Genomic DNA, 22244 nt, shown 5'->3' with positions numbered 1-22244 from the left:
CGCCACCACGAGGCGCATGGACAATCTGACGCATTCGATGGTCGGCGCGGTACTCGGCCAGACCGGGCTGAAACGCACATCCGGTCTCGGCATGGCGGCGCTGGTTATCGGCGCCAACATTCCCGACATTGACGCAAGCTGTACACTCCTCGGCACACCGTCGCTGGCGCTGCGGCGCGGACTGACGCATGGGCCGCTGGCACTGCTGGTATTGCCGCTCGCGCTGACAGGCGGCCTGATCCTGTTCGACCGCTGGCAGCAGCGGCGCGGCACCCGCCCTGCCGCCCGCGCACCGCTTAACGCGCTGTGGCTGCTGGCGCTGAGCGTCATCGGCATGCTCAGCCATCTCGGGCTGGACTGGCTCAACAGTTATGGCATCCGCCTGCTCGAGCCATTCTCGTCACGCTGGTTTTATGGCGACACCTTGTTCATCATCGATCTGGTGATGTGGGTGGTGCTGATCGGTGGTTTCATCTGGTCACGCCGCGCCGAAAAGAGCGGCAGCGAACGGTGGCGTGCGCGTGGGCAGATCATCCTCACTGCCGCCTGCGCCTATATCTTCGCCAACGGTACGATCACCGGCATGGCGGAGCGGCGCGGGCACCAATATCTTCACGATCACGGGTTGGAACCAGAAATGGTGGTGGCGAACCCCGTGCCGGCCGAATTCTGGAAGCGCGAGATATTGTGGCGGTCTGACAACGGAGGATATGGAAACTATGGTTTCTCGCTGCTGGATGACCAAGTGCCAGAATACCTGCCAATAGCGGGCACCACCGGAATGGGGCAAGCGCGCGTGCTCGCCCAAGTACAACGAAGCAAGGATGCCACGGCATTTCTCTTCTGGTCGCGCATGCCACTCGCGCATTTCGAGAAGGATGGTACCCTCATTCTCGAGGATCAGCGGTTTCGGGGGAATTTCGCGCGCGGCAGTTTCCGGGTCGCCGTGCCGCCGTCATAGCTGTCCGCGCTCTATCTCACCGCTGTATCACTATGGCGCATCCTGGCGAGGCTATCCTATACACCCTGATTGCCCTGCGCCGGGCTATGGTGCAGAGTTGCGACTCATGAACGCGATAAACCCCAGGAGAGGACAGCATCTGACGAAAGCGGAAAGGCGCCGCTTTCGACCGCCTTTTCCCCTGCCGCTGACCGGCGCGGTGTTGGCGCGGCTGGGCCACAGGCTGCTCGACCGGATCGACGCGCGACTGGAAAGCGGGCGGCTTGAGGCGTGGCTGCCGGATGGCACGTTCCGCGTGCTCGGGGGGCGAGAGGGTGGCTGGGTGTGCGAAGTGCGCCTGCGCGACTGGCGCGCGCTCGCGCGGCTGGTGAGCGGCGGCTCGGTCGGCTGGTATCGCGCGTGGGAGCTGGGCGAGTGGTCCAGCCCCGCACCGGAGCGCCTGTTTGCGCTGTTTATGGCCAATGGCAGGAGTCTTGGCGGCGTCGCCCGATCGCACGGGCCGCTGCGCTGGACGATGCGCGCGGTTCACTGGCTGCGGCGCAACAGCCGCACCGGCGCACGCCGCAATATCGCCGCGCATTACGACCTCGGCAACGATTTCTATCGCGTCTGGCTCGATGCGGCGATGAACTATTCCTCCGCCCTGTTCGACGACCCGGAGCACCCGGATGAGGGACTGGCCGCCGCGCAAAACGCGAAGAACGACGCCATATTGGACCGGCTTGGCCTCAAGGGCGGGCAGCGCCTGCTGGAGATTGGCTGCGGCTGGGGCGCGCTGGCCGAACGGGCGCTCGACCGCGCGGATATTGACTATGACGGCATCACCCTGTCGCACGAGCAGGCAGCATGGGCGCGCACCCGCCTGCCCCGGCACCGCGCGGCGATCTATCTGCGCGACTATCGCGACATGCGCGGCCAGTATGACGCCATCGCCAGCATCGAGATGGTCGAGGCGGTGGGGCAGCGCTATTGGCCCGACTATGTCTCCGCAATTCACGGACTGCTGAAGAGCGGCGGCCGGGCGGTGGTGCAGTATATCAGCATCGACGACGCGCTGTTTGACCGCTATGCCCACAGCGCGGACTTCATCCAGACCTATATCTTTCCCGGCGGCATGCTGATTTCCGAGAGCCGGCTGCGCGCGCTGGTAGAAGAGGCCGGGCTGGAATGGCGCGACCAGCGCAGCTTCGGCCAGCATTATGCCACCACGCTGCGCCTGTGGCGCGCGCGGTTCGATGCGGCTGTGGACGAAGGCCGCCTGCCGCGTGCCTTTGACGAGAAGTTCGTCAAGCTCTGGCGCTATTATCTGATGTATTGCGAGGGCGGCTTTATGGGCGGCGGGATCGACGTGGCGCAGGTGACGCTGGTGAAGCCGCGCGCCTAGGAGCTGTGGGGATTCAGTCCATATAGGCCTGCAAAGCGCTATTTTCTGCGCTTCGGTGCTCACGTACCTTTAAGTACGCTGCGCTCCGATGCTCGAAAATCCCCCTTTTCGGCTCCATCTGAACTGAATCCCCACGGCCCCTAGATCATCGCGCCAAAAAGGCCTGTCCTAAGCTTGTCGAAGGGTGGGAACCGGTTTTTGGCAAAGGCGATGCGACAACAAAAAGATAGAGCGCGCGTCTTGCGTCAGATTTAACGCCGCGCGCCTAACGCCGACTGTTTACGCCGAAACGTCGCCGTCCGCCGCGATCTCCCGATCCAGCGCGGCTTCGATTTCCGCGTGATCGGGATGCTGGGGCGCAAGGCGCAACAGGGCATAGCCGGCCAGCGCAGAGACCAGCGAGCCGGAGAGGATGCCGAGCTTCGCCTGCTCGATCAGCAAAGGCGAGGCCGGGAAGGCCAGCGCGCCTATGAACAGGCTCATGGTGAAGCCGATGCCGCAGAGCAGCGATAGTCCGTAAATCTGCGTCCATGTCGCGCCGCGCGGCATTGGCGTGAGGCCAGAGCGCACGCACAGCCAGATGCTGCCGAAAATACCCGCCTGCTTGCCGAGGACCAGCCCGGCGGCGATCGCCAGCGGCAAGGGAGCGATCAGCGCCTCCAGCCCAGCCCCGCGCAGATCGACCCCGGCGTTGGCAAAGCCGAAGACGGGTACGATGAAATAGGCGCTCCACGGGTGCAGCGCATGTTCCAGCCGGTGCAGCGGGCTGTCAGCGGCATCGGGCGTGCCCGGCGTCATGCGGATCGGGATGGTCATCGCCGCGAGCACGCCTGCAATCGTCGCATGCACGCCGGACAGCAACACCGCCACCCACAGTGCGAAGCTCAGCGCCAGATAGACCGGCAGAGCCTTCACGCCGCGGCGGCTCAGCAGCATCATGAAGGCGAAGATAGCGGCCGCACAGGCCAGCGCGACAGCCTGCAACGCGCCGGTATAGAAGAAGGCGATGATCATCACCGCACCAATGTCATCGACGATGGCGATGGTGGTGAGCAGCAACTTGAGCGACGTCGGCGCGCGTTTGCCCAGCAGCGCCAGCACGCCCAGCGCAAACGCGATGTCCGTCGCCGCCGGTATGGCCCAACCGCGCGCCAGCCCTGGCTCGCCACCCGCAACCGCGAGGTAGACGAGAGCGGGTACGGCCATTCCGCCCGCCGCTGCTATGGCGGGCAGCAGGCGGCGGTTCCAGCCTGCTAGCCGCCCGTCCAGCCATTCGCGCTTGATCTCCAGCCCCACCGCGAGAAAGAACAGCGCCATCAGGCCGTCATTGACGAGGTGCAGCAGGCTCGTTGGCCCCACGGGCAAGTGTATAACGTCGTGATAGAGCTGCGCACCGATGTCGCTGCTGTTGACGAGAAGCAGTGCAACCGCAGCCGCCCCTATGAGGAGCAGCCCACCCGAAGCCTCGCCCGCGAGGAAGGCGCGCAGGGCGGAGCGCGGGGCCGAAGTGCCGATCATGCCACAGTCCTACCGCCCCGTACCATCAGGGTCAAACGCGCAAAGGTTAACCCAGTTGGCGCATGTGCGGCCCATCTATAAGTAAAAACAAAACGATTCGGCGGGCGCACCTGTTAGACCATATTCCATGCCGGGGGGCATCTTGGAAATGTTGGAAAGCGCGGCCGCCTTCGTTGCCGCACTACAGTATGAACTGCTCTTGTTTGCACTTGCCGGTCTGTTGATCGGCGGGCTGGAAGACTTTATTTTCGACATCGCTTTTCTGGGCCGCGCCCTGTGGCGTCGTACGTTCATCTATTCCCGGCATGCACGGATGACGGCGGCGAGCCTGCCCGCTTCGGCCCGGCCGGGCCCGATCGCCATATTCGTGCCCGCCTGGAACGAGGCGGACGTGATCGGCGCGATGCTCCGAACCTGCCTGTCGCGCTGGGGCGAGGCCGATTACGCCATTTTCGTCGGCACCTATCCCAATGATCCAGCCACCGTCGGCACAGTCGCCGCCGTCGCGCAGGAGGATGCGCGGGTGCGGCTCGTCATATTGCCGCATGACGGGCGCACCACCAAGGCGGATTGCCTCAACCACATCTGGGCGGCGATGCGGGCGGACGAGGTGGCGCGCGGGAGAAGTTACAAGGCGGTGGTGCTGCACGACGCAGAGGATGTCGTCCACGCCGACGAGATCCGCCTGTTCGATACGATGATAGACCGCTTCGATATGGTGCAGCTGCCCGTCATGCCGCTGCTTTCGCGCCGGTCTCGCTGGATCGCCGGCCATTACGCCGATGAGTTCGCCGAAGCCCATGGCAAGCATCTGGTGCTGCGCGAGGCGATCGGGGCGGCGGTGCCGTCTGCCGGTGTAGGCTGCGCCTTTGCGCGCGTCGTGATCGGCGCGATAGCCGATGAACGCGGCGACCGGCCGTTCGACGCGGGATCGCTGACCGAGGATTATGAGATCGGCCTGCGCATCGCCGAACGCAAGGGCCGCACGGCGTTCGTGACTATGAAGGATGGGCTTGGGGACCTGATCTGCACGCAGGAGCATTTTCCCGAGACGATCGAGGCTGCGGTCAAGCAGAAGGCGCGCTGGCTCACGGGCATATCGCTGGCCGGGTGGGACAGGCTCGGCTGGCGCGGACATTGGCGCGAGCGGTGGATGCGGCTGCATGACCGGCGTACGAGTCTGTCCGCGCTGGTGCTGTTCGCCGCTTATTGCGCCACGATAGGCTACGGCCTTTCCCTGCTGCTGACGCTTGCGGGCGTAGCAATGCCGCCGCGCCACGAGGGATGGTTGGGGGTCGCGCTCAAGATCACCGCCGCGCTCATGCTGTGGCGGCTGGCGTTCCGCGCCTATTGGACAGGGCGGGCCTATGGATGGCGGGAGGGGCTGTGCGCTGTCCCGCGCGTCATCGTCTGCAATGTCATCGCGATGCTGGCCGCGCGGCGGGCAATGGCGGATTATGTGCGGCAGCTGCGCGGCGGGGCGGTGATCTGGCACAAGACGCACCATCGCTTTCCGCTGGAGGGGGACCTCGATGCCCACGGCACCCGGGCCTGACCGCCACTCCAACGGATCAAGAGGCGTGCCGCTCAGATTTCTGGCGGCGGTATTGCTGCTGTGGACTTGTGGGCGCATTGCCGTAGCGTGGTCGCTGATAGGGTGGCGGGGAAGCGAAGGCGAGGGCATGCGCCCGACCTCGACACCATACCAAGCGCGCGAAGCATCGGCCGAAGCGGCGCAGCGGGGGGAGAGCACGCAAAACCAGACGCCCAAGTCCGTCTGGGCCGCGCGCATAGACCGCGCTCCTGTCTCACGGCAGCGCAGCGTCTGGGCGACCCGGATCGACCACGCGCCTGTAATCCGCATCGCACACAAAGACGCGTCAAACGAGGAACCTATGCCGGAGCACGCCGATGCGGCCACCTCCATATCGCCTCGGGTCGCGGCGTCCGATCCCGCCCCCCGGCCATCACCGTTGCCGCTGCGTGCCCCGGCGAAGGGTGAGCGCAGGTGGAGCGCCGGCGCCTGGCTGTTCTGGCGCGAAAGGGGCGGCGGCGCCACGCTCAACAGCTTCGGCCAGCTCGGCGCATCGCAGGCGGGCGCACGGGCTGACCGAGCCATCGGAACTCTGAAGCTTGGCACCCGAGCGTTGCCTGTGCTTGGCTATGGCAGGATATCGGCCGCACTCGACACGCCGCATCAGAGCGAGGCTGCTGTGGGTGTGGCGATACGCGCCTTGTCCGGGCGAACGCCGCTGAGCATCGGGGTCGAACGGCGGATCGCGCTGGAACACAGCGCGCGCAACGCCTTTGCGCTGGTGCTGGCAGGCGGCCTTAACCCTACGCCGGTCGTGGGGCCGATAGCGGCGGAGGGCTATGCGCAGGCTGGCGTGGTGGGCCTTTCTCGCCGCGACACGTTCGCCGATGGCCGCATAGCGCTGACCGCTCCGCTCGACCGGAGCCAGCGCGTGCGCGCAGGATTCAGCGTCTCGGGCGGCGCGCAGCCCTATGTCGCCCGGCTCGACATCGGCCCTGTGGTCGAGGCGCGGTTGCGGCTGGGCGGGATTGACCCCCGGCTGGTCGTCGAATGGCGGCAGCGGGTAGCCGGGAATGCCCGCCCCGGCTCTGGCCTCTCCGTCACCCTGGCCAGCGATTTTTGACGCCTCGGTTCCAAACGGGTTTCACGCTGCAGCAATTGCGGTAAAGAATGGGCTATGGACCTTTACCTCCCCATAGCCAATCTGCCGGTCAACATGCTGGTGATCATCGGGCTGGGCGGGGTGGTGGGCCTGCTTTCGGGCATGTTCGGTGTGGGGGGAGGCTTTTTGACCACCCCGCTGCTGATCTTTTACGGCATCCCGCCGACGGTCGCCGCCGCATCCGCCGCGACACAGGTGACGGGCGCAAGCGTATCGGGCGTGTTCACCCATATTTCACGCGGCACGGTCGATCTGCGCATGGGCGCCGTGCTGGTGGCCGGCGGTGTGGTCGGCGCGGTGGTCGGCGCGGGAATATTCTCCGCTCTGGAGGCGATCGGCCAAACCGACACGGTGATCGCCCTGCTCTATGTGGTGCTGCTCGGCTCGATCGGCGGGCTGATGGCGTGGGAATCGATCCAGGTGCTGGTGAGGCGCAGGCGGGGACTGCCGCCGCCGCCGGTAAAGCGCAGGCACCACCCAATCGTCACCGCCCTGCCCATGCGCTGGCGTTTCTACAAATCCGGTCTCTATATCTCGCCTTTCGCGCCGCTGCTGCTCGGCATGGCCACCGGCATCTTGACGATGCTGCTGGGCGTGGGCGGCGGCTTCGTCATGGTTCCGGCCATGATCTATCTGCTCGGCATGCAGACGCAGGTGGTGGTGGGCACCTCGCTGTTCCAGATTTTGTTCGTGACGATGGCGAGCACGCTGGTTCACAGCCTGACGACCAAGGCGGTCGACCTCGTGCTGGCCATTTTGCTGCTGGTGGGCAGCGTCACCGGCGCGCAGCTGGGCACGCGCATCTCGCGCAGGGTGCGCCCTGAATATCTGCGCATCGCGCTGGCGTTCATCGTGCTGGTGGTGGCGATCCGCATGGCGCTGGGCCTCGGCTGGCGGCCGGATGAAATCTACACGATCGAGGCGGGCTGATGCGGTTGCACGCCCGTCTTGCCCGCCTTTTGATGCTGCCAGCCCTCGCCCTCACGCTGGGCGGAGCGGATGCGCCTGTCCTCGTTCCCGATGTCTCCCAGCGGCAGGTGGACATCCGGTACAGCTTCAAGGGCGCGGAGCTGTTGCTGTTCGGCGCGATCGTCTATCCCGGGGGCCGCCCGCCGGACAAGAAGGCCGACATCGTCGTGCTGCTGAAAGGGCCGGAGCAGCAGATCCGCATGCGCGAGAAACAGAAGATCGCGGGCATATGGGTGAACGCGGACAGCATGCAGTTCCAGTCTGCCCCAACCTTTTACGCTATCGCCAGCTCGCGCCCCATCAAGGCCATCACCGACGCACGCACCGCCGCCATATATGAGCTGGGCATCGAGAACATTCAGCTATCGCCCACGGCGTTCCGGGATACGGCGGAAATCAGCCGGTTCGAGCGCGGGCTTGAAGAGCTGCAGGCGCGCAAGGGCCTGTTCGTGCAGGCGCCGGGAACGGTCGAGATCACCGACGGCGTGCTTTATCGCGCGCATCTGCCACTCTCTGCCCGCGCGGTGGTGGGCGATTACACCGCCGAAACCTTCCTCATTCAGGACGGCCGCGTCGTTGCCGCCGCCGTGCGCGACATTGAGGTGCGCAAGTCCGGGCTGGAGCGGTTCGTCGCCAGCGCGGCGGAGGACTGGTCGCTGCTTTATGGTCTGGCGGCGACCGCGATCGCAGTGCTGATGGGTATCGCCGCGGGGTGGATCGGCCGTCGGGTGTAAATGCGGCCGCGATTTGGCGAGTGCGCTCATGCGAATCCGAATTTACCGCTGGCGCGGGCGCAAGCATGCGCTAGATAGGGCCGCATGTGGCGTCTTTATCAGTTCCCGCTCTGCCCCTTTTCCCGCAAGGTCCGGCTTCAGCTCGCTGAAAAGGGCGTGGCCTATGATCTCGTGCGCGAGCTGCCATGGGAGGGGCAGGACGCGTTTCTGGACCTCAATCCGGCGGGCACTACGCCGGTGATGGTAGACGACGAGAAAGCCGCCGTGCTGATCGATAGCCAGGCGATCTGCGAATATTTTGAGGAGACGGTCGAGAAAATGCCGCTGATCAGCGGCAGCGCCACGGGCCGCGCGGAAATAAGGCGGCTAACGGCCTGGATAGACCAGATTTTCTATCGCGATGTCGTCTCGCCCCTGCTGGAGGAGCGGATGAAGAAGCGGATCGTCCACCGCGCCCCGCCCGAGGCCGGCCGCCTGCGCGAGGCGATGCGCAACGCCAATACCCATATGGATTATATGGACTATCTGCTCGATCACCGCAGCTGGCTCGCGGGCGGGACGATGAGCCTCGCCGACATCGCCGCCGCCGCGCATATTTCGGTCGCGGATTATCTGGGCGGGATCGACTGGGCCGGGCACGAGCCGGTGAAGCGCTGGTATGCGGGCTTCAAGTCCCGCCCCTCGTTCCGGCCGCTGCTGTCCGAGCGGATGGAGGCGATCGTGCCGCCACCCTATTACGACAAGCCCGACTTCTGACAGGCGGCCTGGAGCATCGTGCGCAAAAGTGGGAACCGGTTTTGCGCCACACGATGCGACAAAACAAAAACGTAGAGCGCGCTTGCTGATCCGGATTTAACGCAGCGCGCCCCGCGAGCGCGTTTACCGCTTCTTAACCGCGATGCCGCATCTTTCGCGCGTTTTCCAACGGGCGGAGTTGTGGGATGAGCTTCTGGAAGCCGACGATCAGCCACGAAGAAGCCGCGCGACTGAAGCGGCTTTACGACGAACTGGGTTCGCTGCAGGCGGTGGCCGACGCGGAGAATGTCCGCACCCGCTGGCTGGGGCAGGTGCTGCTGGCGCATGATCGCCGGGTGGCGGGATCAGAGACGAACTATGTCGGGCCTGAGCGCCGCAAGTGCTGAATGATAGTTTCGAAACAGGCAGCTTTGTTGCGTTTCGGATAACATTCCACCAAAAATGAGAGGGGCCGCCAGCGCATCGAAGCACTGACGGCCCGTCATGACATGGTCAGCGGCCGGAGAAGCTGACCGGTTCGAGAAATGATGACCGCGCTGTCCCGCTCGGCTTCCACATTGCGCTCATGTCATCCGCGCGAACAGGAAGGAGAGACGGGCGGCGGCGCTATATAAGCCGCCTAGCTGCGCATCCCCCGAACGGACTTGTCCGACCCTCTTGCTGAACCATGAGACATCGGATCACCTCCTTTCGCGCTGTTGAAGCCTGCGTAACCGGGGTTCTTTCAGACCAGAGGCTTGCGAGAACAACCGGCCACGCAACCAATGTGAGTCATGTCGGGGGCGCGATCAAGGCTTGTTTTTATCTTTTTTCGAATCATACTACGCGCTTCGCCCGCCGCCCGTGGCTGGGCCAAGCCTTCATCCCCGGCAATCCTCAACGACGCGGGCCACCTCAGCCCAGGCGGGTATGGCGATCGGCGCTGCGCCAGGCACCTCCACGGCGAAACGGCCACGGCTGAAAATCATCCGGTCGAAACCGCTGTCAACAGCCGCACGCGTTGCGACCGCATAGCTCGCGGCTCCGCCCGGCGCGCTGCCCGGCATCACCGGCCACTGCACATCACCCGCCGTGGTGCGGATCATCATCTGCCCCGCGATCTGCCCCTGCCCGTTTGCCGTGGCGCGCGAGAGAGATATGCGGCGGCTGGCCGCCTCGCACCGGACCATGAGCTGGGCCGGTTGTCCCGCCACACCGAAGCTTGCCAGCGAGCCGCCATCGGCCGCGCGATAACTCCAGTCTCCCGCCGCGATAGGCCAGTCGCGCCAATCGATCGCCAGCGGCACAGGGGCCGGGGCTGGCGGCGGAGCGGCTGGAGGCGGCGGGGGCGCGGGCCTCGGTATCGGCGTGACGCCACAGGAGGCGAGGAGGAGAGCGCCGGTAACAGTGGCGGCCTTGCGGAGCAGTGAACGAAAAATCATTCCGCCCTTATGGCTATGCCCCGGCGCCAGCTCAAGGCCCGCGCCGCAATCCGGTCATGCCCAGCGGCGGATGAGGCTCTGCTGCATTTCGTCAGCGCTCTTCAACACCGAAAGATTGGCATCATAGGTGAGCTTGGCGGTGAGCTGCTCGATCATCTCGCTGGCGATGTCGACATTCTGCCTCGGCGAATTCGATAGCGCAGGGTCGGGCGCAGACGGATTGACGCTCGCATTGGCGACACGCGCCGCCGAGGCGTCGAACCGTGCGAGACTGGACTGAATGCCCGACAGCGAAATGCCGATCGCCTGCATGCTGAAAAATCCTCCACGCCGATTGCACCCCATGCCACGGCGCGGATTAAGCACGGGTGGCAGGAAATGGTTAGCGAGGGATCAAGTATCAAAACTTCCGCTGCGTCTTGCCGTATCTCAGCTTCCGCGTGCCCGGCTTGCCTTCGGTCGCGCGGCCTCGGGGGGTGGTGCGCTGCTGCGAGGGCGGCAGGCCGAGTTCCGAGGATTCAAGCTGCTTGATCTCGTCGCGCAGGCGGGCGGCTTCCTCGAATTCCAGATCGGCAGCGGCGGCGCGCATTTTCTTTTCGAGGTCCTCGATATGGCTGCGCAGATTGTGGCCGACGAGGTGGGGCGTGTCCTCGTCAATCTCGACGACGACGCCATCCCGGCTCGCGACATCGCCCACGATATCGCTGATGTTGCGCTTGATGGTGGTGGGCGTGATGCCGTTGGCGAGATTATAGGCCTGCTGCTTTTCGCGACGGCGCCCGGTTTCCGCGAGCGCGCGCTCCATGCTGCCGGTGATCCGGTCGGCATAGAGGATGACCCGCCCGTCGACATTGCGCGCGGCGCGGCCGATGGTCTGGATCAGCGAGGTTTCGGAGCGTAGGAAGCCCTCCTTGTCCGCATCCAATATGCCTACCAGCCCGCATTCGGGAATGTCCAGCCCCTCGCGCAGCAGGTTGATGCCGACCAGCACGTCATAGACGCCGAGCCGCAGATCGCGGACCAGCTCTATACGCTCCAGCGTCTCCACATCGGAGTGCATATAGCGCACCTTCACGCCAGCCTCGTGCATGAACTCGGTCAAATCCTCGGCCATCCGCTTGGTCAGCGTGGTGATGAGCGTGCGATAGCCCTTCGCCGCCGTCAGCTTCGCCTCGTGGATCATGTCCTGCACCTGATCCTCGACCGGGCGGATCTCCACCGGCGGGTCGATGAGGCCGGTCGGGCGAATCACCTGCTCGGCAAAGACGCCACCGGTGCGTTCCAGCTCCCAGTTGCCGGGCGTTGCCGAGACGGAGACGGTCTGCGGGCGCATCGCGTCCCACTCGTTAAATCTCAATGGGCGGTTGTCGATGCAGCTCGGCAGGCGAAAGCCATATTCCGCCAGCGTCGCCTTGCGCTTGTGGTCGCCGCGCGCCATCGCGCCGAGCTGTGGGATCGTCTGGTGGCTCTCGTCGACGAATAGGATCGCGTTTTCGGGCAGATATTCGAACAATGTCGGTGGCGGCTCGCCCGGCATCCGGCCGGTGAGGAAGCGGGAATAATTCTCGATCCCCGCGCAACTCCCCGTGGCGGCGATCATCTCCAGATCGAAGTTGGTGCGCTGCTCCAGCCGCTGAGCCTCCAGCAGCTTGTTCTGGGCATTCAGTTCCTTCAGCCGCTCGGCCAGCTCAAGGCGGATCGCCTCCATCGCCTGCTTCAGCGTCGGGCCGGGGGTCACGTGGTGGCTGTTGGGATAGACGGTCACATAATCGAGCTTGGCGGAGGTCTTGCCGGTCAGGGGATCGAACTCGCTGATCTCCTCGATTTCGTCGCCAAAGAAGGAAACGCGCCAGGCATTGTCCTCATAATGGCTGGGGTAAATCTCGAGATTGTCTCCGCGCACCCGGAAGGTGCCGCGCACGAAAGCGGCATCGTTGCGTTTGTATTGCATGGCCACCAGCTTGCGGATGATCTCGCGCTGGTCCTCAACCTGCCCTTTCTTCAAGGAGCAGGTCATCGCAGCATAGGTTTCGACCGAACCGATGCCATAGAGGCAGGAGACGGAGGCGACGATCAGCACATCGTCCCGCTCCAGCAACGCGCGCGTGGCCGAGTGGCGCATGCGGTCGATCGCCTCGTTTACGCTCGACTCCTTCTCGATATAGGTGTCGGAGCGGGGCACATAGGCTTCGGGCTGGTAATAGTCGTAGTAGGAGACGAAATATTCGACCGCGTTGTCCGGAAAGAAGCTTTTGAACTCGCCGTAAAGCTGCGCGGCGAGGATCTTGTTGGGCGCGAGGACAAGGGCAGGCCGCTGCACTGCCTCGATCACCTTCGCCATGGTGAAGGTCTTGCCCGAACCGGTTACGCCCAGCAGCACCTGATCCTTCTCGCCCGCGTTTGCGGCCTCCACCAGCTCTTCGATCGCGGCGGGCTGGTCACCGGCGGGCTGATAGTCCGATACGATCCTGAACCTCTTGCCACCTTCCGCCTTTTCCGGCCGCGCCGGGCGGTGCGGAACGAAGGTGACGCCGGTTTCGGGTTCTTCAAGGTTGGTACGGATCATGATGCTCATGGGCGCGAATATGGTGGAGCACGCAGGCGCACGCAATGGCAGAACATGGTCTATCGCCAGCTTATCCTTGCCTCCGGGCTGCCAAATCCCCATAGGGCGTGCTATGAGTCCGCTAGGGGACGCTTAAGGAGTGAATGACGTGGCGGTGGCAAACTGGGCGCCGGATAGCTGGCGCGGCCATGAAGGGCTGCAAATGCCCACTTATAATGATGCGGCGGCGCTGGGCGCGGCCGAGACGCAGCTTTCGAGCTATCCCCCGCTGGTATTCGCGGGCGAATCGCGCGCGCTGATGGCCGATCTCGCGGCAGCGCAGCGGGGCGAGGCCTTCCTGCTGCAAGGTGGCGACTGCGCGGAAAGCTTTGCCGAGTTTCACCCGAACAATATTCGCGACACCTTCCGTGTGCTGCTGCAGATGGCGGTGGTGCTGACCTTCGCCTCCAAGCTGCCGATCGTGAAGGTTGGGCGCATGGCGGGCCAGTTCGCCAAGCCGCGCTCCGCAGCGACCGAGGCCGTGGGCGGCGTGGAGTTGCCCAGCTATCGCGGCGACATCATCAACGACATCGCCTTCACGCCTGAGAGCCGCGAGCCGGACCCGCAGCGCATGGTGCAGGCCTACAACCAGTCTGCCGCGACGCTGAATCTTCTGCGCGCCTTTGCGCAGGGCGGCTATGCCAACCTGCATCAGGTGCACCGCTGGACGCTTGACTACATGGGCCGCAGCCCGTGGGCCAAGAAATTCGCGCAGATGGCGGACCGGATTGGCGAGGCGCTCGATTTCATGAAGGCGTGCGGAATCGACCCGGAAACCGTGCCCCAGCTGCGCTCGACCAGCTTCTACACCAGCCATGAGGCGCTGCTGCTGCCCTATGAGCAGGCGCTGACCCGGCAGGATTCGCTCACAGGCGGCTGGTATGACACCTCCGCACATATGCTGTGGATCGGCGATCGCACCCGCTTCGAAGGCTCGGCGCATGTCGAATATCTGCGCGGCATCGGCAACCCCATCGGCATGAAATGCGGGCCGAGCCTGGAGCCGGATGCGCTGATTCGCCTGCTCGACGTGCTGAACCCGGATCGCAAGGAAGGCCGCATCACTCTCATTACCCGCTATGGGCATGACAAGATCGAGGCGGGCCTGCCGAAACTCGTGCGCGCGGTGATGAAGGAAGGCCACCCGGTTCTGTGGTCATGCGATCCGATGCACGGCAATGTCATCAAGGCAGCCAATGGCTACAAGACGCGCCCGTTCGAGCGCATCTTGGCCGAGGTACGCGGTTTCTTCGCGGTACATCGGGCGGAGGGCAGCTTCGGTGGCGGGATCCACGCAGAGATGACGGGGCAGAACGTCACCGAATGCACCGGTGGCGCGATCGCCATCACCGACGAGGGACTGGCGGACCGCTATCACACCCATTGCGACCCGCGCCTCAACGCAGCGCAGTCGCTGGAGCTGGCGTTCCTGCTCGCCGAGATGCTGAACGACGAGCTGGCGGAGCGCAGAAAAGCGGCCGCCTGAGCGATGTTCGATTTTGCGCCGGGGCAGGCGGGCGACAAGGCCGCCCTGTACGCGGATCTGCGCGCGGCGGCGCTGGCAGTGACGGAAGGCGAGACGGACGCCATCGCCAACATGGCCAATGTCGCGGCGCTGATCTGGCAATATCTGCCCGATCTAAACTGGGCGGGCTTCTATCGGCTGGTTGGTGACGAGCTGGTGCTCGGCCCATTTCAGGGCAAGCCCGCCTGCATCCGCATACCGCTCGGCAAGGGCGTGTGCGGCACGGCGGCGGCGGCGCGCACGACGCAGTGCGTGGCGGATGTCCACGCCTTCCCCGGCCATATCGCCTGCGACGCAGCATCCGCATCGGAAATCGTCGTGCCGATCCTGCATCGGGACCACCTGATTGCGGTGCTGGGCCTCGACAGCCCCGTGGCGGGACGATTTGACGAGGACGACGCGACAGGCCTGCAAAGCCTCTGCACCGCATTAATACCCGCCCTGTGTGCTTGATTCTCATTTCACATGCCGCTAAGGCGCGCTCTCGCATTGATCGGCGGCGCTGCCCGACCGACTGGCGCGGCCCCTTCGTCTAGCGGTCAGGACGCGGCCCTCTCACGGCTGAAACACGGGTTCGATTCCCGTAGGGGTCACCAGGACATGCGACTGTTCTTGCGAACACCTCAGCGTCATTGCCCCAGCTAAACAGCGAAGAGAGTTTTAGCCCCCACGCGCGAGCCGCGCGACGAAGAAACCGTCGGCGCCGCCCTGCTCAGCTAACACGCCCGGCAGGGTGCGGATAAAGCCCTCAGACGTAGGCGCGATTCCGGCGGGCAGTTCGTTGGCGTTAACCGGCAGGATCGCAAATTCCGGATGGCGCGCCAGGAAGGCGGCGATCTGGCCCTCCCCCTCGGCACGCTCCAGGGAGCAGGTGGCGTAGATCAGCGTGCCGTCGGGCTTGAGCCAGCCTGCCGCGCGATCGAGCAGCGCGGCCTGAAGTTCGGCCGTTTCCGCTATCTGGCGCGGCCCGGCGCGGTAAAGCACGTCCGGGTGGCGGCGGAAGATGCCGGTGGCCGAGCATGGCGCATCGAGCAGGATCAGGTCTGCCGGCGCCGGCTCCCAGGCCAAGGCGTCGCCCTGCGCTACCTCCACGCGCTCGCCAAGGCCGCTGCGCGCGAGGTTTGCGGACAGCCGCTCCAGCCTTTTTGCGCTCTTGTCCAGCGCGGTGACGCGCCAGCCAGCGGCGGCAAGCTGCATCGTCTTGCCGCCCGGCGCGGCGCACAGATCATAGGCGATGCGCCCCTCGCCTCTGCCCGCCAGCCGCGCGGGAAGACTGGCGGCGATGTCCTGCACCCACCAATGCCCATCTGCATAGCCGGGCAGCTCTGGCACGGACACGTCATGATCGAGCCTTACATGCCCCGGCATCAGCGAAGTCCCGCCCATCATGTCGGCAATGCGCTCCGCCTCTGCGGACTCGGCAAAGCTCAGGTCTATCGACGCGCGGTGCGCCAGCGCGCGGGCGGCGGCGCTCACCATGTCCGCGCCCCATTGCGCACCCCAGCGCGCCGCAACATCTGTGGGGAGCGTTGGCACTTCCGGCAATTTCGCTTCGCTGCGAATCAGGTTGCCGAGCACGCCATGCACCAGCCGGCGTGGCCCGCCCTCGGTAAGGGGCAGCGCGGTGGAAATGACGGCGTGCGGCGGAGTTTCCAGCAGCAGAATCTGCACCAGCGCCATGCGCAGGACCATACGCGATTTGACATCGGCCGGGATCGGCTGTTCGGTTACACTGTCGATCAGCGCGTCGAGATCGGGCAGCCAGCGCAGCACATCTGCCGCAATGGCATGGGCCAGCCCTTTGTCAGAGCCTCGGCTCAGCCCCTGCGTAGCGGCATGCAGCGCCGTCTCCAGCGCCTCGCCCCGGCGCAGCACCGCATCGAGCAAACGCAGCGCCGCGCGGCGCGCACCGAGGCCGGGGACTTCGGCTTCCTTGGCTGAGCGACGGCGCTTGTGCGGGGAGGTGGGCTTGGCCATGGCCCGCCTTAGCGCCTTTCCGCCTGCGGTAAACCCTCCAAACCTTGTCACCCGCCCGGCGAGCGCATATGTCGCCACGCAATAACCTGTAGTGGAGTATGCGAAGCCATGGGCAAGCGCCCCGACCATGTGCGGCCCCCCGCCTATCTCTCCAAAAGCCCCCCCGTGCCCAAGCCCGATCCGCTGGATGCCAAGCCGGAGGTGACCGAGAAGCTCAGCCCAACCCGCTATGGCGACTGGGAAAAAAAGGGTATCGCCATCGATTTCTGAGGCGAGGCGGCAAAACACTTTCAACCTTTTACACCTATGAACGGCGCAGAAACCGAATCACATCCGCAGCGAAAGGCACTCATGAGCGCGAAGAAAATCCGCAAGGCCGTGTTCCCCGTGGCGGGCATGGGCACCCGCTTCCTGCCCGCAACCAAGGCGGTGCCCAAGGAATTGCTGCCCGTGGTGGACCGCCCGCTGATCCAGTATGCCGTCGACGAGGCGATCGAGGCGGGGATCGAGACGATGATCTTCGTCAACGGGCGCGGCAAGGGCGCGATCGAGGATCATTTCGACATGGCGTTCGAGCTCGAGACGACGCAGGCGGCGCGCGGCAAGAGCGTCGATGCCCTCAAGGGCACCCGCCTGACGCCCGGCAATGCAATCTTCGTACGTCAGCAGGAGCCGCTGGGCCTTGGCCATGCTATCTGGTGCGCACGCGACATCGTGGGCGACGAGCCATTCGCGATCCTGCTGCCCGATGAGTTCATGCACGGCAAGCCAGGCAAAGGCTGCCTCCGCCAGATGGTCGATGCCTATGAACAGACCGGCGGCAATCTCATCTGCGCGCTGGAAGTGCCGATGGAGCAGACGTCGAGCTACGGCGTGCTCGACCCCGGCGCGCGGAACGGCGCGCTGACGGAGGTTAAGGGGCTGGTCGAAAAACCAGCCGCCGGCACCGCGCCCTCCAACCTCATCATCGCCGGGCGCTATATCCTGCAGCCCGAAGTGATGGCACACCTGGCGCGGCACGAAAAAGGCGCGGGCGGCGAGATTCAGCTGACAGACGCAATGGCCGCGATGATCGGCAACCAGCCTTTCCACGGCGTTACCTTCGATGGCCAGCGGTTCGACTGCGGGTCGAAGGCGGGCTATATTGAGGCCAACCTATCGCTGGCGCTCGAAAGCCCGGAGATCGGCGATCATATTCGCGATTTCGCGCGCAAGCTGGTGCTCTAAAACTTCCCGTTGACCGACAGCGGCGGGCTGGACCGGCGGCGGCGGACATCGCCCCGGCGCGAATAGGTTGCGCCGCCGCGCCCGGTCACGCGCTCCAGCTCCTTGCCGACAGCGCTCAGCATCTCGGCGGATAGCTCCAGCTGTCGTTCCAGCACCGCGCTGTTTACTGTGGCAGCGCGGTGCAGGTCTTCGCTCGTTTCGGCAAGGGCGCGGCGGTCGTCGCCTTCCAGCGCCTCGATCCAGCCGGGACTGGCGCGGCTCAGCGCAGCGGATTGCGCCTCCATCCTGTTAGCGAGGCGGATCTTCGCCTGTGCGATCGCCTCGATATTGCCGCGCGGCCCGGAGAGGGCAAGCAGTTCGCTCTCCTCCTCCATCAGACAGATGAGGTCGATCATGGTATCGAGCAGGGTGGCGAGGGTATCACTCGTGCTCATGGCGTGCCGACTCCCTCCTGTTGCAGTTTCACGATCTCGGCCAGCACGCTGTCGGCAATGCCGATTCCGCCCCCGCGCGCGATCACACTGCCGAGCTGCTCGGCCAGCACACCACGGAACATCGCCTCGCCATGCCCGCCGGAAAAGTCGCCTTGAAGCTCGGCGCTTTCCAGCATCAGCTTCGTCATCTGGCCGATGAACACGGCCTCGAACTCGCGCGCCGCTGCGCGTGCGTTCTGGTCGGGTGTCGCAGGGTGAGGAAACGAAATTGATCGAACGGGATCGGTCATCACTGTACCTCTATCTCTGCCTGCAGCGCACCCGCGCTGCGCAGCGCCTGCAGGATTGTGATGAGATCGCGCGGGGAGACGCCGAGGCGGTTCAGCCCGCCGACCAATGTCTTGAGGCTCTCACCCTCCACCATCGCCAGCGACGCGCCGCCGCCGTCATCGACCGAAACCTGCGTGCGGGGCAAAACCTGCGTCTGCCCGCCGGACAAGGGGCCGGGCTGGGACGCGACCGGATTTTCCGCCACAGAAATCGTCAGCCCTCCCTGTGCGATGGCGACGGGAGAGATACGCACATCTGCGGTCATAACGACCGTGCCCGCCGCCTCGTTGACGATGACGCGAGCCGGGCTGTCTACCTCCACGCCGAGATTCTCCACCTGCGCAATGCGCTCTACCAGCGCTGCGCCATCAGGGGCGGAGAGGCGCACGGTTGCGGGGTCCAGCATCTCTGCGCTGCCTGAAAAGGCGGCGTTTATCGTGTTGGCGATACGCTGTGCCGTGGTGAAATCCGGGTTGCGTAGCGCGAGCTTCAGCGCGGTGGCGGATTTGAGCGCATAAGGCACCTCGCGCTCGATGATCGCGCCCGAGGCGATGCGAGCCGAGGTGGACACGCCCCGGCTGATATTCGCGCCCGCGCCCTGCGCCTTGAAGCCCGACACCGCGACCGGACCTTGCGCCACGGCATAGATCTGGCCATCCATACCCTTGAGTGCAGTGACAAGCAGCGTGCCGCCCTGCAGGCTGGTGGCATCGCCCAATGCGCTCACCGTCACGTCGATCTGGCTGCCCGCGCGGGCGAAGGGAGGCATTGCGGCGGTGACCGAAACGGCGGCGACATTTTGGGTCTTCATCTGAGCGGAACGGACGTTGACGCCCATGCGCTCCAGCATCGCCTGCATCGATTCCTCGGTGAAGGGCGTGTTCCGCGTCTTGTCGCCCGTGCCCGCGAGCCCGACCACCAGCCCATAGCCGATGAGTTGGTTGGGGCGGACGTTTTCGACGTCGACGATATCCTTGATGCGCGGTGCGGCGACGGCGTTTGGGCTTGCCGCCGCCGCACCGGCCCACAGCAGCACGGAGGCTACGCAGCGGAAATTCCGGGCCAGTGTCATCCCTCCTATTATAGATGGGAGGAGGGCCGGAAAGGCGGCCATGGCCATCAATCCGATCATGACCGCAACTCAACAGGCGCTAGCGCTGGTGCGCGAGGCGATGCCGATCGCGCAGGCGGCGCAGAAGCTGCTGGGCGAGGGGCAGGCCGCATCCGCCCGGGGCGCGGCAGTGGGTGGAGACGTTCCGGCATCCGCCCACCCTCAGGCACAAATGCTTGGTTCCGTGCAGATGCTGGTGGCACTCTCGGCGCTCAACCCGCAGGAGGCACGGCGGCGGGAGCAGATCGCCCATGCCCGGCGCGGGCTGGATGGGCTGGAGCGGCTGCACAGGGAATTGCTGGAGGGTCATGCAGGGCGGCGGACGCTGGAGGGGCTGAAAGGCTGGCTGAGCGACGGCAAGGCCAGGGACAGCGGGGACCAGCTGCCCGACGACCCGCGCTTCACCGGCCTGATGGACGAAATCGAACTGCGGGTCCGGGTAGAGCTGGCCAAGTTCAATATCGAGGTTTAGCCGGATTTCTTCCCCCGCGTCAGCCGCAGTACATAGCTGATGATCTCCGCCACTGCGGCGTAATGCTCCAGCTTGATGGGCTGATCGATCTCGACACTGGCATAAAGCGCGCGGGCGAGCGGCGGGCTTTCCACCACCGGCACCTTATGCTCACCAGCCAGTTCGCGGATACGCAGCGCGATCCTGTCCCGCCCCTTCGCCACCACCACCGGCGCCTGCATCGCGCCATGATCGTAGCGCAGCGCCACGGCATAGTGCGTGGGGTTGGTGATGACGACGCTGGCACTCGGCACGGCCGACATCATCCGCCGCCGTGCGCGCGCCATGCCGATGGCTCGGATGCGCGCCTTGATCTGCGGATCGCCCTCGTTCTGCTTGTGCTCATCGCGCACTTCCTGATGACTCATGCGCAAACGGGTGAGCCACGACCGGCGTTGATAGAGGAAATCCCCCGCCGCCAGCGCCGCCACCAGCAGCGCCACCGCACTCAGCATGTCGCCGGTCACCCCTGCCACAAAGCGGCCGATATCGCTGGCATTCGCGCCGGTCATTCGGTCCAGCCCGTCGAGCGCGGGCCAGACTATTGCGCCCGCCACTATCGCCACGAAGGCAAATTTCGCCAGCGTTTTGGCGAACTCGACCCACGCCTGCCTGCCGAACAGGCGCTTTGCCCCGGTCATGGGAGACAGACGGTCCCATTTGAGCTTGAGCTGGCCCGAAACGAAGAGGCCGCGCCCCTGAAGTAGTGCGCCCACAAGAGCGGCTCCGAGCGTCACCGCCAGCAGCGGGCTGACCGCGATCAACGTCCCGCCCAGCAAGGTGGTGGCGAGGCGCTGGGTGCTACCACCGGTGAGCGCCATCTCACCCGCCCGCCCCCACAGCGCCTCCGCCTGCGCCGCCAGCCGCGTGATCGCCGACGCCCCCAGCGCAACTACGATCAGCACCATCGCCGCGAACATCGCAGCATGCCGCATCTCCGGCGCGCTTGGCACATCGCCGCGTTTGCGCGCGTCCTCCAGCTTCTTGGGGGTTGGGTCTAATGTTTTCTGCTCTTCTTCGGCCATGGTCTCAGCCCACCAGCGCCAGCGCCCATTGCGCCATCGCCTGCGCAAAGCCCGAGAGCGCGGCGCCCAGCGTCACAGCCAGCAGCGCGAGGCCGAGCGCGATCGCCAGCGGCTGCGCGATGAAGAAGATCTGCAGTTGCGGAGCGAGCCGGGCGGCAAGGCCCAGCGCAGCGTTGAACACGATGCCATAGATAACCAGCGGCGCGGAGAGGCCCAGCCCGAGCGCCATTGCACCGCTCGCCGCCTTCAGTGCGAGTTGCGCGAAGTCGGCAGCGGGGGCCATAGCTCCGGGCGGGAAAACTCCATAGCTTTGCACCAGGGCGCCGATCCACAGATGATGTACGCCAAGGCTCATGCACACAAGCAACGCGGCGATGCTGATGAAGCGGGCCAACTGTGGCACCTGCCCGCCTGCTGAGGGATCCTGCACCAGCCCGGTCGTGAGGCCGACCTGAAGGCTGATGATTGCGCCCGCAATGGTGACGGCAAGGAACATCAGCCGTACGATGCCGCCCAGCATCAGGCCGGTGAGCAGCTCGACCAGCAGCAGATGCGCCAGCGCGGCATTGCCCGCGAGCGCTGCCCCGATTACCACGCCCATATGCGCAGTAAGCACCCCCTGCATACCGGCAGCGAGAGCCAGCGCGACGAGCAGCCGTATTCTTCCCGGCACCGCATCGTCGGAAAAGCCGGGGAGCAGCATCAACATCGCCCCCACACGCGCGAAGATCAGTGCGTGCAGGGTGAGAATGCGCGGAAGATCGGGCGCGAGCTGGCTGAGCGCGTCCACTCGCTCAACGCCCGATGATGCGCGCTGACAGCTCCGCCATGAAGGCCGAGAGCGCCGAGCCGATCATCGGCAGGCTGAGCAACAGCACCACGCCGATGACGATCAGCTTGGGCACGAAGGTGAGGGTCATTTCCTGGATCTGGGTGAGCGCCTGCACCAGCCCGATGATCACGCCGATCACGAGCGAGGCGATCAGCATCGGCCCCGCTATCGTGAGCAGCAAAATCAGCGCGGCGCGGGAAAGCGCGAGTATGTCGGCGGGATCCATAT

At 65.2% G+C, this 22244-nt stretch carries 24 protein-coding genes and 1 tRNA gene; 14 read left to right on the top strand and 11 right to left on the bottom strand.

Annotated features, from left to right (window positions below; all coding sequences use genetic code 11):
• Positions 1–16 precede the first annotated feature (16 nt).
• Positions 17–961: a metal-dependent hydrolase gene (locus OOT33_RS09630; protein ID WP_307749816.1), complete on the top strand. Its 945-nt coding sequence runs from the start codon at positions 17–19 to the stop codon at positions 959–961.
• Between the two features lie 106 nt (positions 962–1067).
• Positions 1068–2345 (top strand): class I SAM-dependent methyltransferase, encoded by a 1278-nt coding sequence (locus tag OOT33_RS09625; protein WP_307749815.1) that lies wholly within the window; start codon positions 1068–1070, stop codon positions 2343–2345.
• A 279-nt stretch (positions 2346–2624) separates the two neighbouring features.
• Here OOT33_RS09625 and nhaA read toward each other — a convergent pair whose 3' ends face one another.
• Complete coding sequence (gene nhaA / locus OOT33_RS09620; RefSeq protein ID WP_307749814.1) at positions 2625–3863, bottom strand: Na+/H+ antiporter NhaA; 1239 nt, start codon at positions 3861–3863, stop codon at positions 2625–2627.
• A 127-nt stretch (positions 3864–3990) separates the two neighbouring features.
• On the opposite strand from nhaA, the gene OOT33_RS09615 reads away from it, so the two are divergent.
• From OOT33_RS09615 to OOT33_RS09590, 6 genes are all read left to right on the top strand, one after another.
• A complete protein-coding gene (locus OOT33_RS09615) occupies positions 3991–5418 on the top strand; it encodes a glycosyl transferase family protein (protein WP_307749813.1) in 1428 nt (475 codons plus the stop codon).
• Complete coding sequence (locus tag OOT33_RS09610; protein ID WP_307749812.1) at positions 5396–6520, top strand: hypothetical protein; 1125 nt, start codon at positions 5396–5398, stop codon at positions 6518–6520. Before OOT33_RS09615 ends, OOT33_RS09610 begins: the two co-directional genes overlap by 23 nt.
• Before the next feature lie 54 nt (positions 6521–6574).
• On the top strand, positions 6575–7489 hold the full coding sequence (locus tag OOT33_RS09605) for a TSUP family transporter (protein WP_307749811.1): 915 nt from the start codon (positions 6575–6577) through the stop codon (positions 7487–7489).
• On the top strand, positions 7489–8262 hold the full coding sequence (locus OOT33_RS09600; protein ID WP_373690542.1) for a TIGR02186 family protein: 774 nt from the start codon (positions 7489–7491) through the stop codon (positions 8260–8262). The genes OOT33_RS09605 and OOT33_RS09600 overlap by 1 nt, the downstream gene beginning before the upstream one ends.
• A gap of 84 nt (positions 8263–8346) precedes the next feature.
• The gene (locus OOT33_RS09595) at positions 8347–9018 is read left to right on the top strand and encodes a glutathione S-transferase N-terminal domain-containing protein (protein WP_307749810.1); all 672 of its coding nucleotides are present in this window, start codon (positions 8347–8349) and stop codon (positions 9016–9018) included.
• Between the two features lie 185 nt (positions 9019–9203).
• Positions 9204–9404 (top strand): hypothetical protein, encoded by a 201-nt coding sequence (locus OOT33_RS09590; protein WP_307749809.1) that lies wholly within the window; start codon positions 9204–9206, stop codon positions 9402–9404.
• A gap of 474 nt (positions 9405–9878) precedes the next feature.
• Here the strand turns inward: OOT33_RS09590 and OOT33_RS09585 are convergent, their stop codons facing one another.
• From OOT33_RS09585 to uvrB, 3 genes are all read right to left on the bottom strand, one after another.
• The gene (locus OOT33_RS09585; protein ID WP_307749808.1) at positions 9879–10439 is read right to left on the bottom strand and encodes a hypothetical protein; all 561 of its coding nucleotides are present in this window, start codon (positions 10437–10439) and stop codon (positions 9879–9881) included.
• A gap of 54 nt (positions 10440–10493) precedes the next feature.
• Positions 10494–10751, bottom strand: a complete 258-nt coding sequence (locus OOT33_RS09580) for a flagellar basal body rod C-terminal domain-containing protein (RefSeq protein WP_307749807.1) — start codon at positions 10749–10751, stop codon at positions 10494–10496.
• Positions 10752–10839: 88 nt separating this feature from the next.
• Positions 10840–13014, bottom strand: a complete 2175-nt coding sequence (gene uvrB / locus OOT33_RS09575; RefSeq protein WP_307750350.1) for an excinuclease ABC subunit UvrB — start codon at positions 13012–13014, stop codon at positions 10840–10842.
• Between the two features lie 145 nt (positions 13015–13159).
• On the opposite strand from uvrB, the gene OOT33_RS09570 reads away from it, so the two are divergent.
• From OOT33_RS09570 to OOT33_RS09560, 3 genes are all read left to right on the top strand, one after another.
• Positions 13160–14530 carry a class II 3-deoxy-7-phosphoheptulonate synthase gene (locus tag OOT33_RS09570; RefSeq protein WP_373690568.1) on the top strand — a complete coding sequence of 457 codons (1371 nt, stop codon included), beginning with the start codon at positions 13160–13162 and terminating at the stop codon, positions 14528–14530.
• 3 nt (positions 14531–14533) lie between these two features.
• On the top strand, positions 14534–15022 hold the full coding sequence (locus tag OOT33_RS09565; protein ID WP_307749804.1) for a GAF domain-containing protein: 489 nt from the start codon (positions 14534–14536) through the stop codon (positions 15020–15022).
• A 68-nt stretch (positions 15023–15090) separates the two neighbouring features.
• Positions 15091–15165 (top strand) — tRNA-Glu (locus OOT33_RS09560).
• A gap of 64 nt (positions 15166–15229) precedes the next feature.
• Here OOT33_RS09560 and OOT33_RS09555 read toward each other — a convergent pair.
• Positions 15230–16546, bottom strand: coding sequence for a transcription antitermination factor NusB (locus tag OOT33_RS09555; protein WP_307749803.1), 1317 nt, complete (start codon positions 16544–16546; stop codon positions 15230–15232).
• 108 nt (positions 16547–16654) lie between these two features.
• Here OOT33_RS09555 and OOT33_RS09550 point away from each other — a divergent pair, with 108 nt between their 5' ends.
• Positions 16655–16816: a DUF1674 domain-containing protein gene (locus OOT33_RS09550; RefSeq protein ID WP_307749802.1), complete on the top strand. Its 162-nt coding sequence runs from the start codon at positions 16655–16657 to the stop codon at positions 16814–16816.
• Between the two features lie 81 nt (positions 16817–16897).
• Entirely contained in the window at positions 16898–17773 is an 876-nt protein-coding gene (locus OOT33_RS09545) for a sugar phosphate nucleotidyltransferase (RefSeq protein ID WP_307749801.1), read from the top strand.
• On the opposite strand, the gene OOT33_RS09540 is transcribed toward OOT33_RS09545, so the two are convergent.
• From OOT33_RS09540 to OOT33_RS09530, 3 genes are read right to left on the bottom strand one after another with little or no spacing between them, the layout of a single operon-like run.
• A complete protein-coding gene (locus OOT33_RS09540; protein ID WP_307749799.1) occupies positions 17770–18207 on the bottom strand; it encodes a flagellar protein FlgN in 438 nt (145 codons plus the stop codon). The two genes, OOT33_RS09545 and OOT33_RS09540, sit on opposite strands and share 4 nt — an antisense overlap.
• Complete coding sequence (locus OOT33_RS09535) at positions 18204–18497, bottom strand: rod-binding protein (protein WP_307749798.1); 294 nt, start codon at positions 18495–18497, stop codon at positions 18204–18206. The genes OOT33_RS09540 and OOT33_RS09535 overlap by 4 nt, the downstream gene beginning before the upstream one ends.
• On the bottom strand, positions 18497–19609 hold the full coding sequence (locus tag OOT33_RS09530; RefSeq protein WP_307749797.1) for a flagellar basal body P-ring protein FlgI: 1113 nt from the start codon (positions 19607–19609) through the stop codon (positions 18497–18499). Before OOT33_RS09530 ends, OOT33_RS09535 begins: the two co-directional genes overlap by 1 nt.
• Before the next feature lie 40 nt (positions 19610–19649).
• Here OOT33_RS09530 and OOT33_RS09525 point away from each other — a divergent pair, with 40 nt between their 5' ends.
• Positions 19650–20120 (top strand): flagellar assembly protein FliX, encoded by a 471-nt coding sequence (locus OOT33_RS09525; RefSeq protein WP_307749796.1) that lies wholly within the window; start codon positions 19650–19652, stop codon positions 20118–20120.
• Here the strand turns inward: OOT33_RS09525 and flhB are convergent.
• Genes flhB through OOT33_RS09510 form a run of 3 tightly spaced genes read right to left on the bottom strand, consistent with a single transcriptional unit; the run spans position 20117 to position 22242 of the window.
• Entirely contained in the window at positions 20117–21184 is a 1068-nt protein-coding gene (flhB, locus tag OOT33_RS09520) for a flagellar biosynthesis protein FlhB (protein WP_307749794.1), read from the bottom strand. The genes OOT33_RS09525 and flhB overlap by 4 nt on opposite strands.
• A 4-nt stretch (positions 21185–21188) precedes the next feature.
• Positions 21189–21974 (bottom strand): flagellar biosynthetic protein FliR, encoded by a 786-nt coding sequence (locus tag OOT33_RS09515; protein WP_307749792.1) that lies wholly within the window; start codon positions 21972–21974, stop codon positions 21189–21191.
• Positions 21975–21978: 4 nt separating this feature from the next.
• A complete protein-coding gene (locus tag OOT33_RS09510; protein ID WP_307749790.1) occupies positions 21979–22242 on the bottom strand; it encodes a flagellar biosynthetic protein FliQ in 264 nt (87 codons plus the stop codon).
• Positions 22243–22244 lie beyond the last annotated feature (2 nt).

The sequence above is a fragment of the Sphingobium sp. DEHP117 genome, assembly GCF_030867385.1.
Taxonomy (GTDB): Bacteria; Pseudomonadota; Alphaproteobacteria; order Sphingomonadales; family Sphingomonadaceae; genus Sphingobium.
Note: the sequence above shows the minus strand (reverse complement) of the source record. Positions and strands in the feature narration are given on the sequence as shown.

What these genes read in the sequence shown, in the direction of transcription:
- OOT33_RS09630 (WP_307749816.1), top strand. Translation starts at nt 17, where the DNA reads ATGGACAATCTGACGCATTCGATGGTCGGCGCGGTACTCGGCCAGACC.
- OOT33_RS09625 (WP_307749815.1), top strand. Translation starts at nt 1,068, where the DNA reads ATGAACGCGATAAACCCCAGGAGAGGACAGCATCTGACGAAAGCGGAA.
- nhaA (WP_307749814.1), bottom strand. Translation starts at nt 3,863, where the DNA reads ATGATCGGCACTTCGGCCCCGCGCTCCGCCCTGCGCGCCTTCCTCGCG.
- OOT33_RS09615 (WP_307749813.1), top strand. Translation starts at nt 3,991, where the DNA reads ATGCCGGGGGGCATCTTGGAAATGTTGGAAAGCGCGGCCGCCTTCGTT.
- OOT33_RS09610 (WP_307749812.1), top strand. Translation starts at nt 5,396, where the DNA reads ATGCCCACGGCACCCGGGCCTGACCGCCACTCCAACGGATCAAGAGGC.
- OOT33_RS09605 (WP_307749811.1), top strand. Translation starts at nt 6,575, where the DNA reads ATGGACCTTTACCTCCCCATAGCCAATCTGCCGGTCAACATGCTGGTG.
- OOT33_RS09600 (WP_373690542.1), top strand. Translation starts at nt 7,489, where the DNA reads ATGCGGTTGCACGCCCGTCTTGCCCGCCTTTTGATGCTGCCAGCCCTC.
- OOT33_RS09595 (WP_307749810.1), top strand. Translation starts at nt 8,347, where the DNA reads ATGTGGCGTCTTTATCAGTTCCCGCTCTGCCCCTTTTCCCGCAAGGTC.
- OOT33_RS09590 (WP_307749809.1), top strand. Translation starts at nt 9,204, where the DNA reads ATGAGCTTCTGGAAGCCGACGATCAGCCACGAAGAAGCCGCGCGACTG.
- OOT33_RS09585 (WP_307749808.1), bottom strand. Translation starts at nt 10,439, where the DNA reads ATGATTTTTCGTTCACTGCTCCGCAAGGCCGCCACTGTTACCGGCGCT.
- OOT33_RS09580 (WP_307749807.1), bottom strand. Translation starts at nt 10,751, where the DNA reads ATGCAGGCGATCGGCATTTCGCTGTCGGGCATTCAGTCCAGTCTCGCA.
- uvrB (WP_307750350.1), bottom strand. Translation starts at nt 13,014, where the DNA reads ATGAGCATCATGATCCGTACCAACCTTGAAGAACCCGAAACCGGCGTC.
- OOT33_RS09565 (WP_307749804.1), top strand. Translation starts at nt 14,534, where the DNA reads ATGTTCGATTTTGCGCCGGGGCAGGCGGGCGACAAGGCCGCCCTGTAC.
- OOT33_RS09555 (WP_307749803.1), bottom strand. Translation starts at nt 16,546, where the DNA reads ATGGCCAAGCCCACCTCCCCGCACAAGCGCCGTCGCTCAGCCAAGGAA.
- OOT33_RS09550 (WP_307749802.1), top strand. Translation starts at nt 16,655, where the DNA reads ATGGGCAAGCGCCCCGACCATGTGCGGCCCCCCGCCTATCTCTCCAAA.
- OOT33_RS09545 (WP_307749801.1), top strand. Translation starts at nt 16,898, where the DNA reads ATGAGCGCGAAGAAAATCCGCAAGGCCGTGTTCCCCGTGGCGGGCATG.
- OOT33_RS09540 (WP_307749799.1), bottom strand. Translation starts at nt 18,207, where the DNA reads ATGAGCACGAGTGATACCCTCGCCACCCTGCTCGATACCATGATCGAC.
- OOT33_RS09535 (WP_307749798.1), bottom strand. Translation starts at nt 18,497, where the DNA reads ATGACCGATCCCGTTCGATCAATTTCGTTTCCTCACCCTGCGACACCC.
- OOT33_RS09530 (WP_307749797.1), bottom strand. Translation starts at nt 19,609, where the DNA reads ATGACACTGGCCCGGAATTTCCGCTGCGTAGCCTCCGTGCTGCTGTGG.
- OOT33_RS09525 (WP_307749796.1), top strand. Translation starts at nt 19,650, where the DNA reads ATGGCCATCAATCCGATCATGACCGCAACTCAACAGGCGCTAGCGCTG.
- flhB (WP_307749794.1), bottom strand. Translation starts at nt 21,184, where the DNA reads ATGGCCGAAGAAGAGCAGAAAACATTAGACCCAACCCCCAAGAAGCTG.
- OOT33_RS09510 (WP_307749790.1), bottom strand. Translation starts at nt 22,242, where the DNA reads ATGGATCCCGCCGACATACTCGCGCTTTCCCGCGCCGCGCTGATTTTG.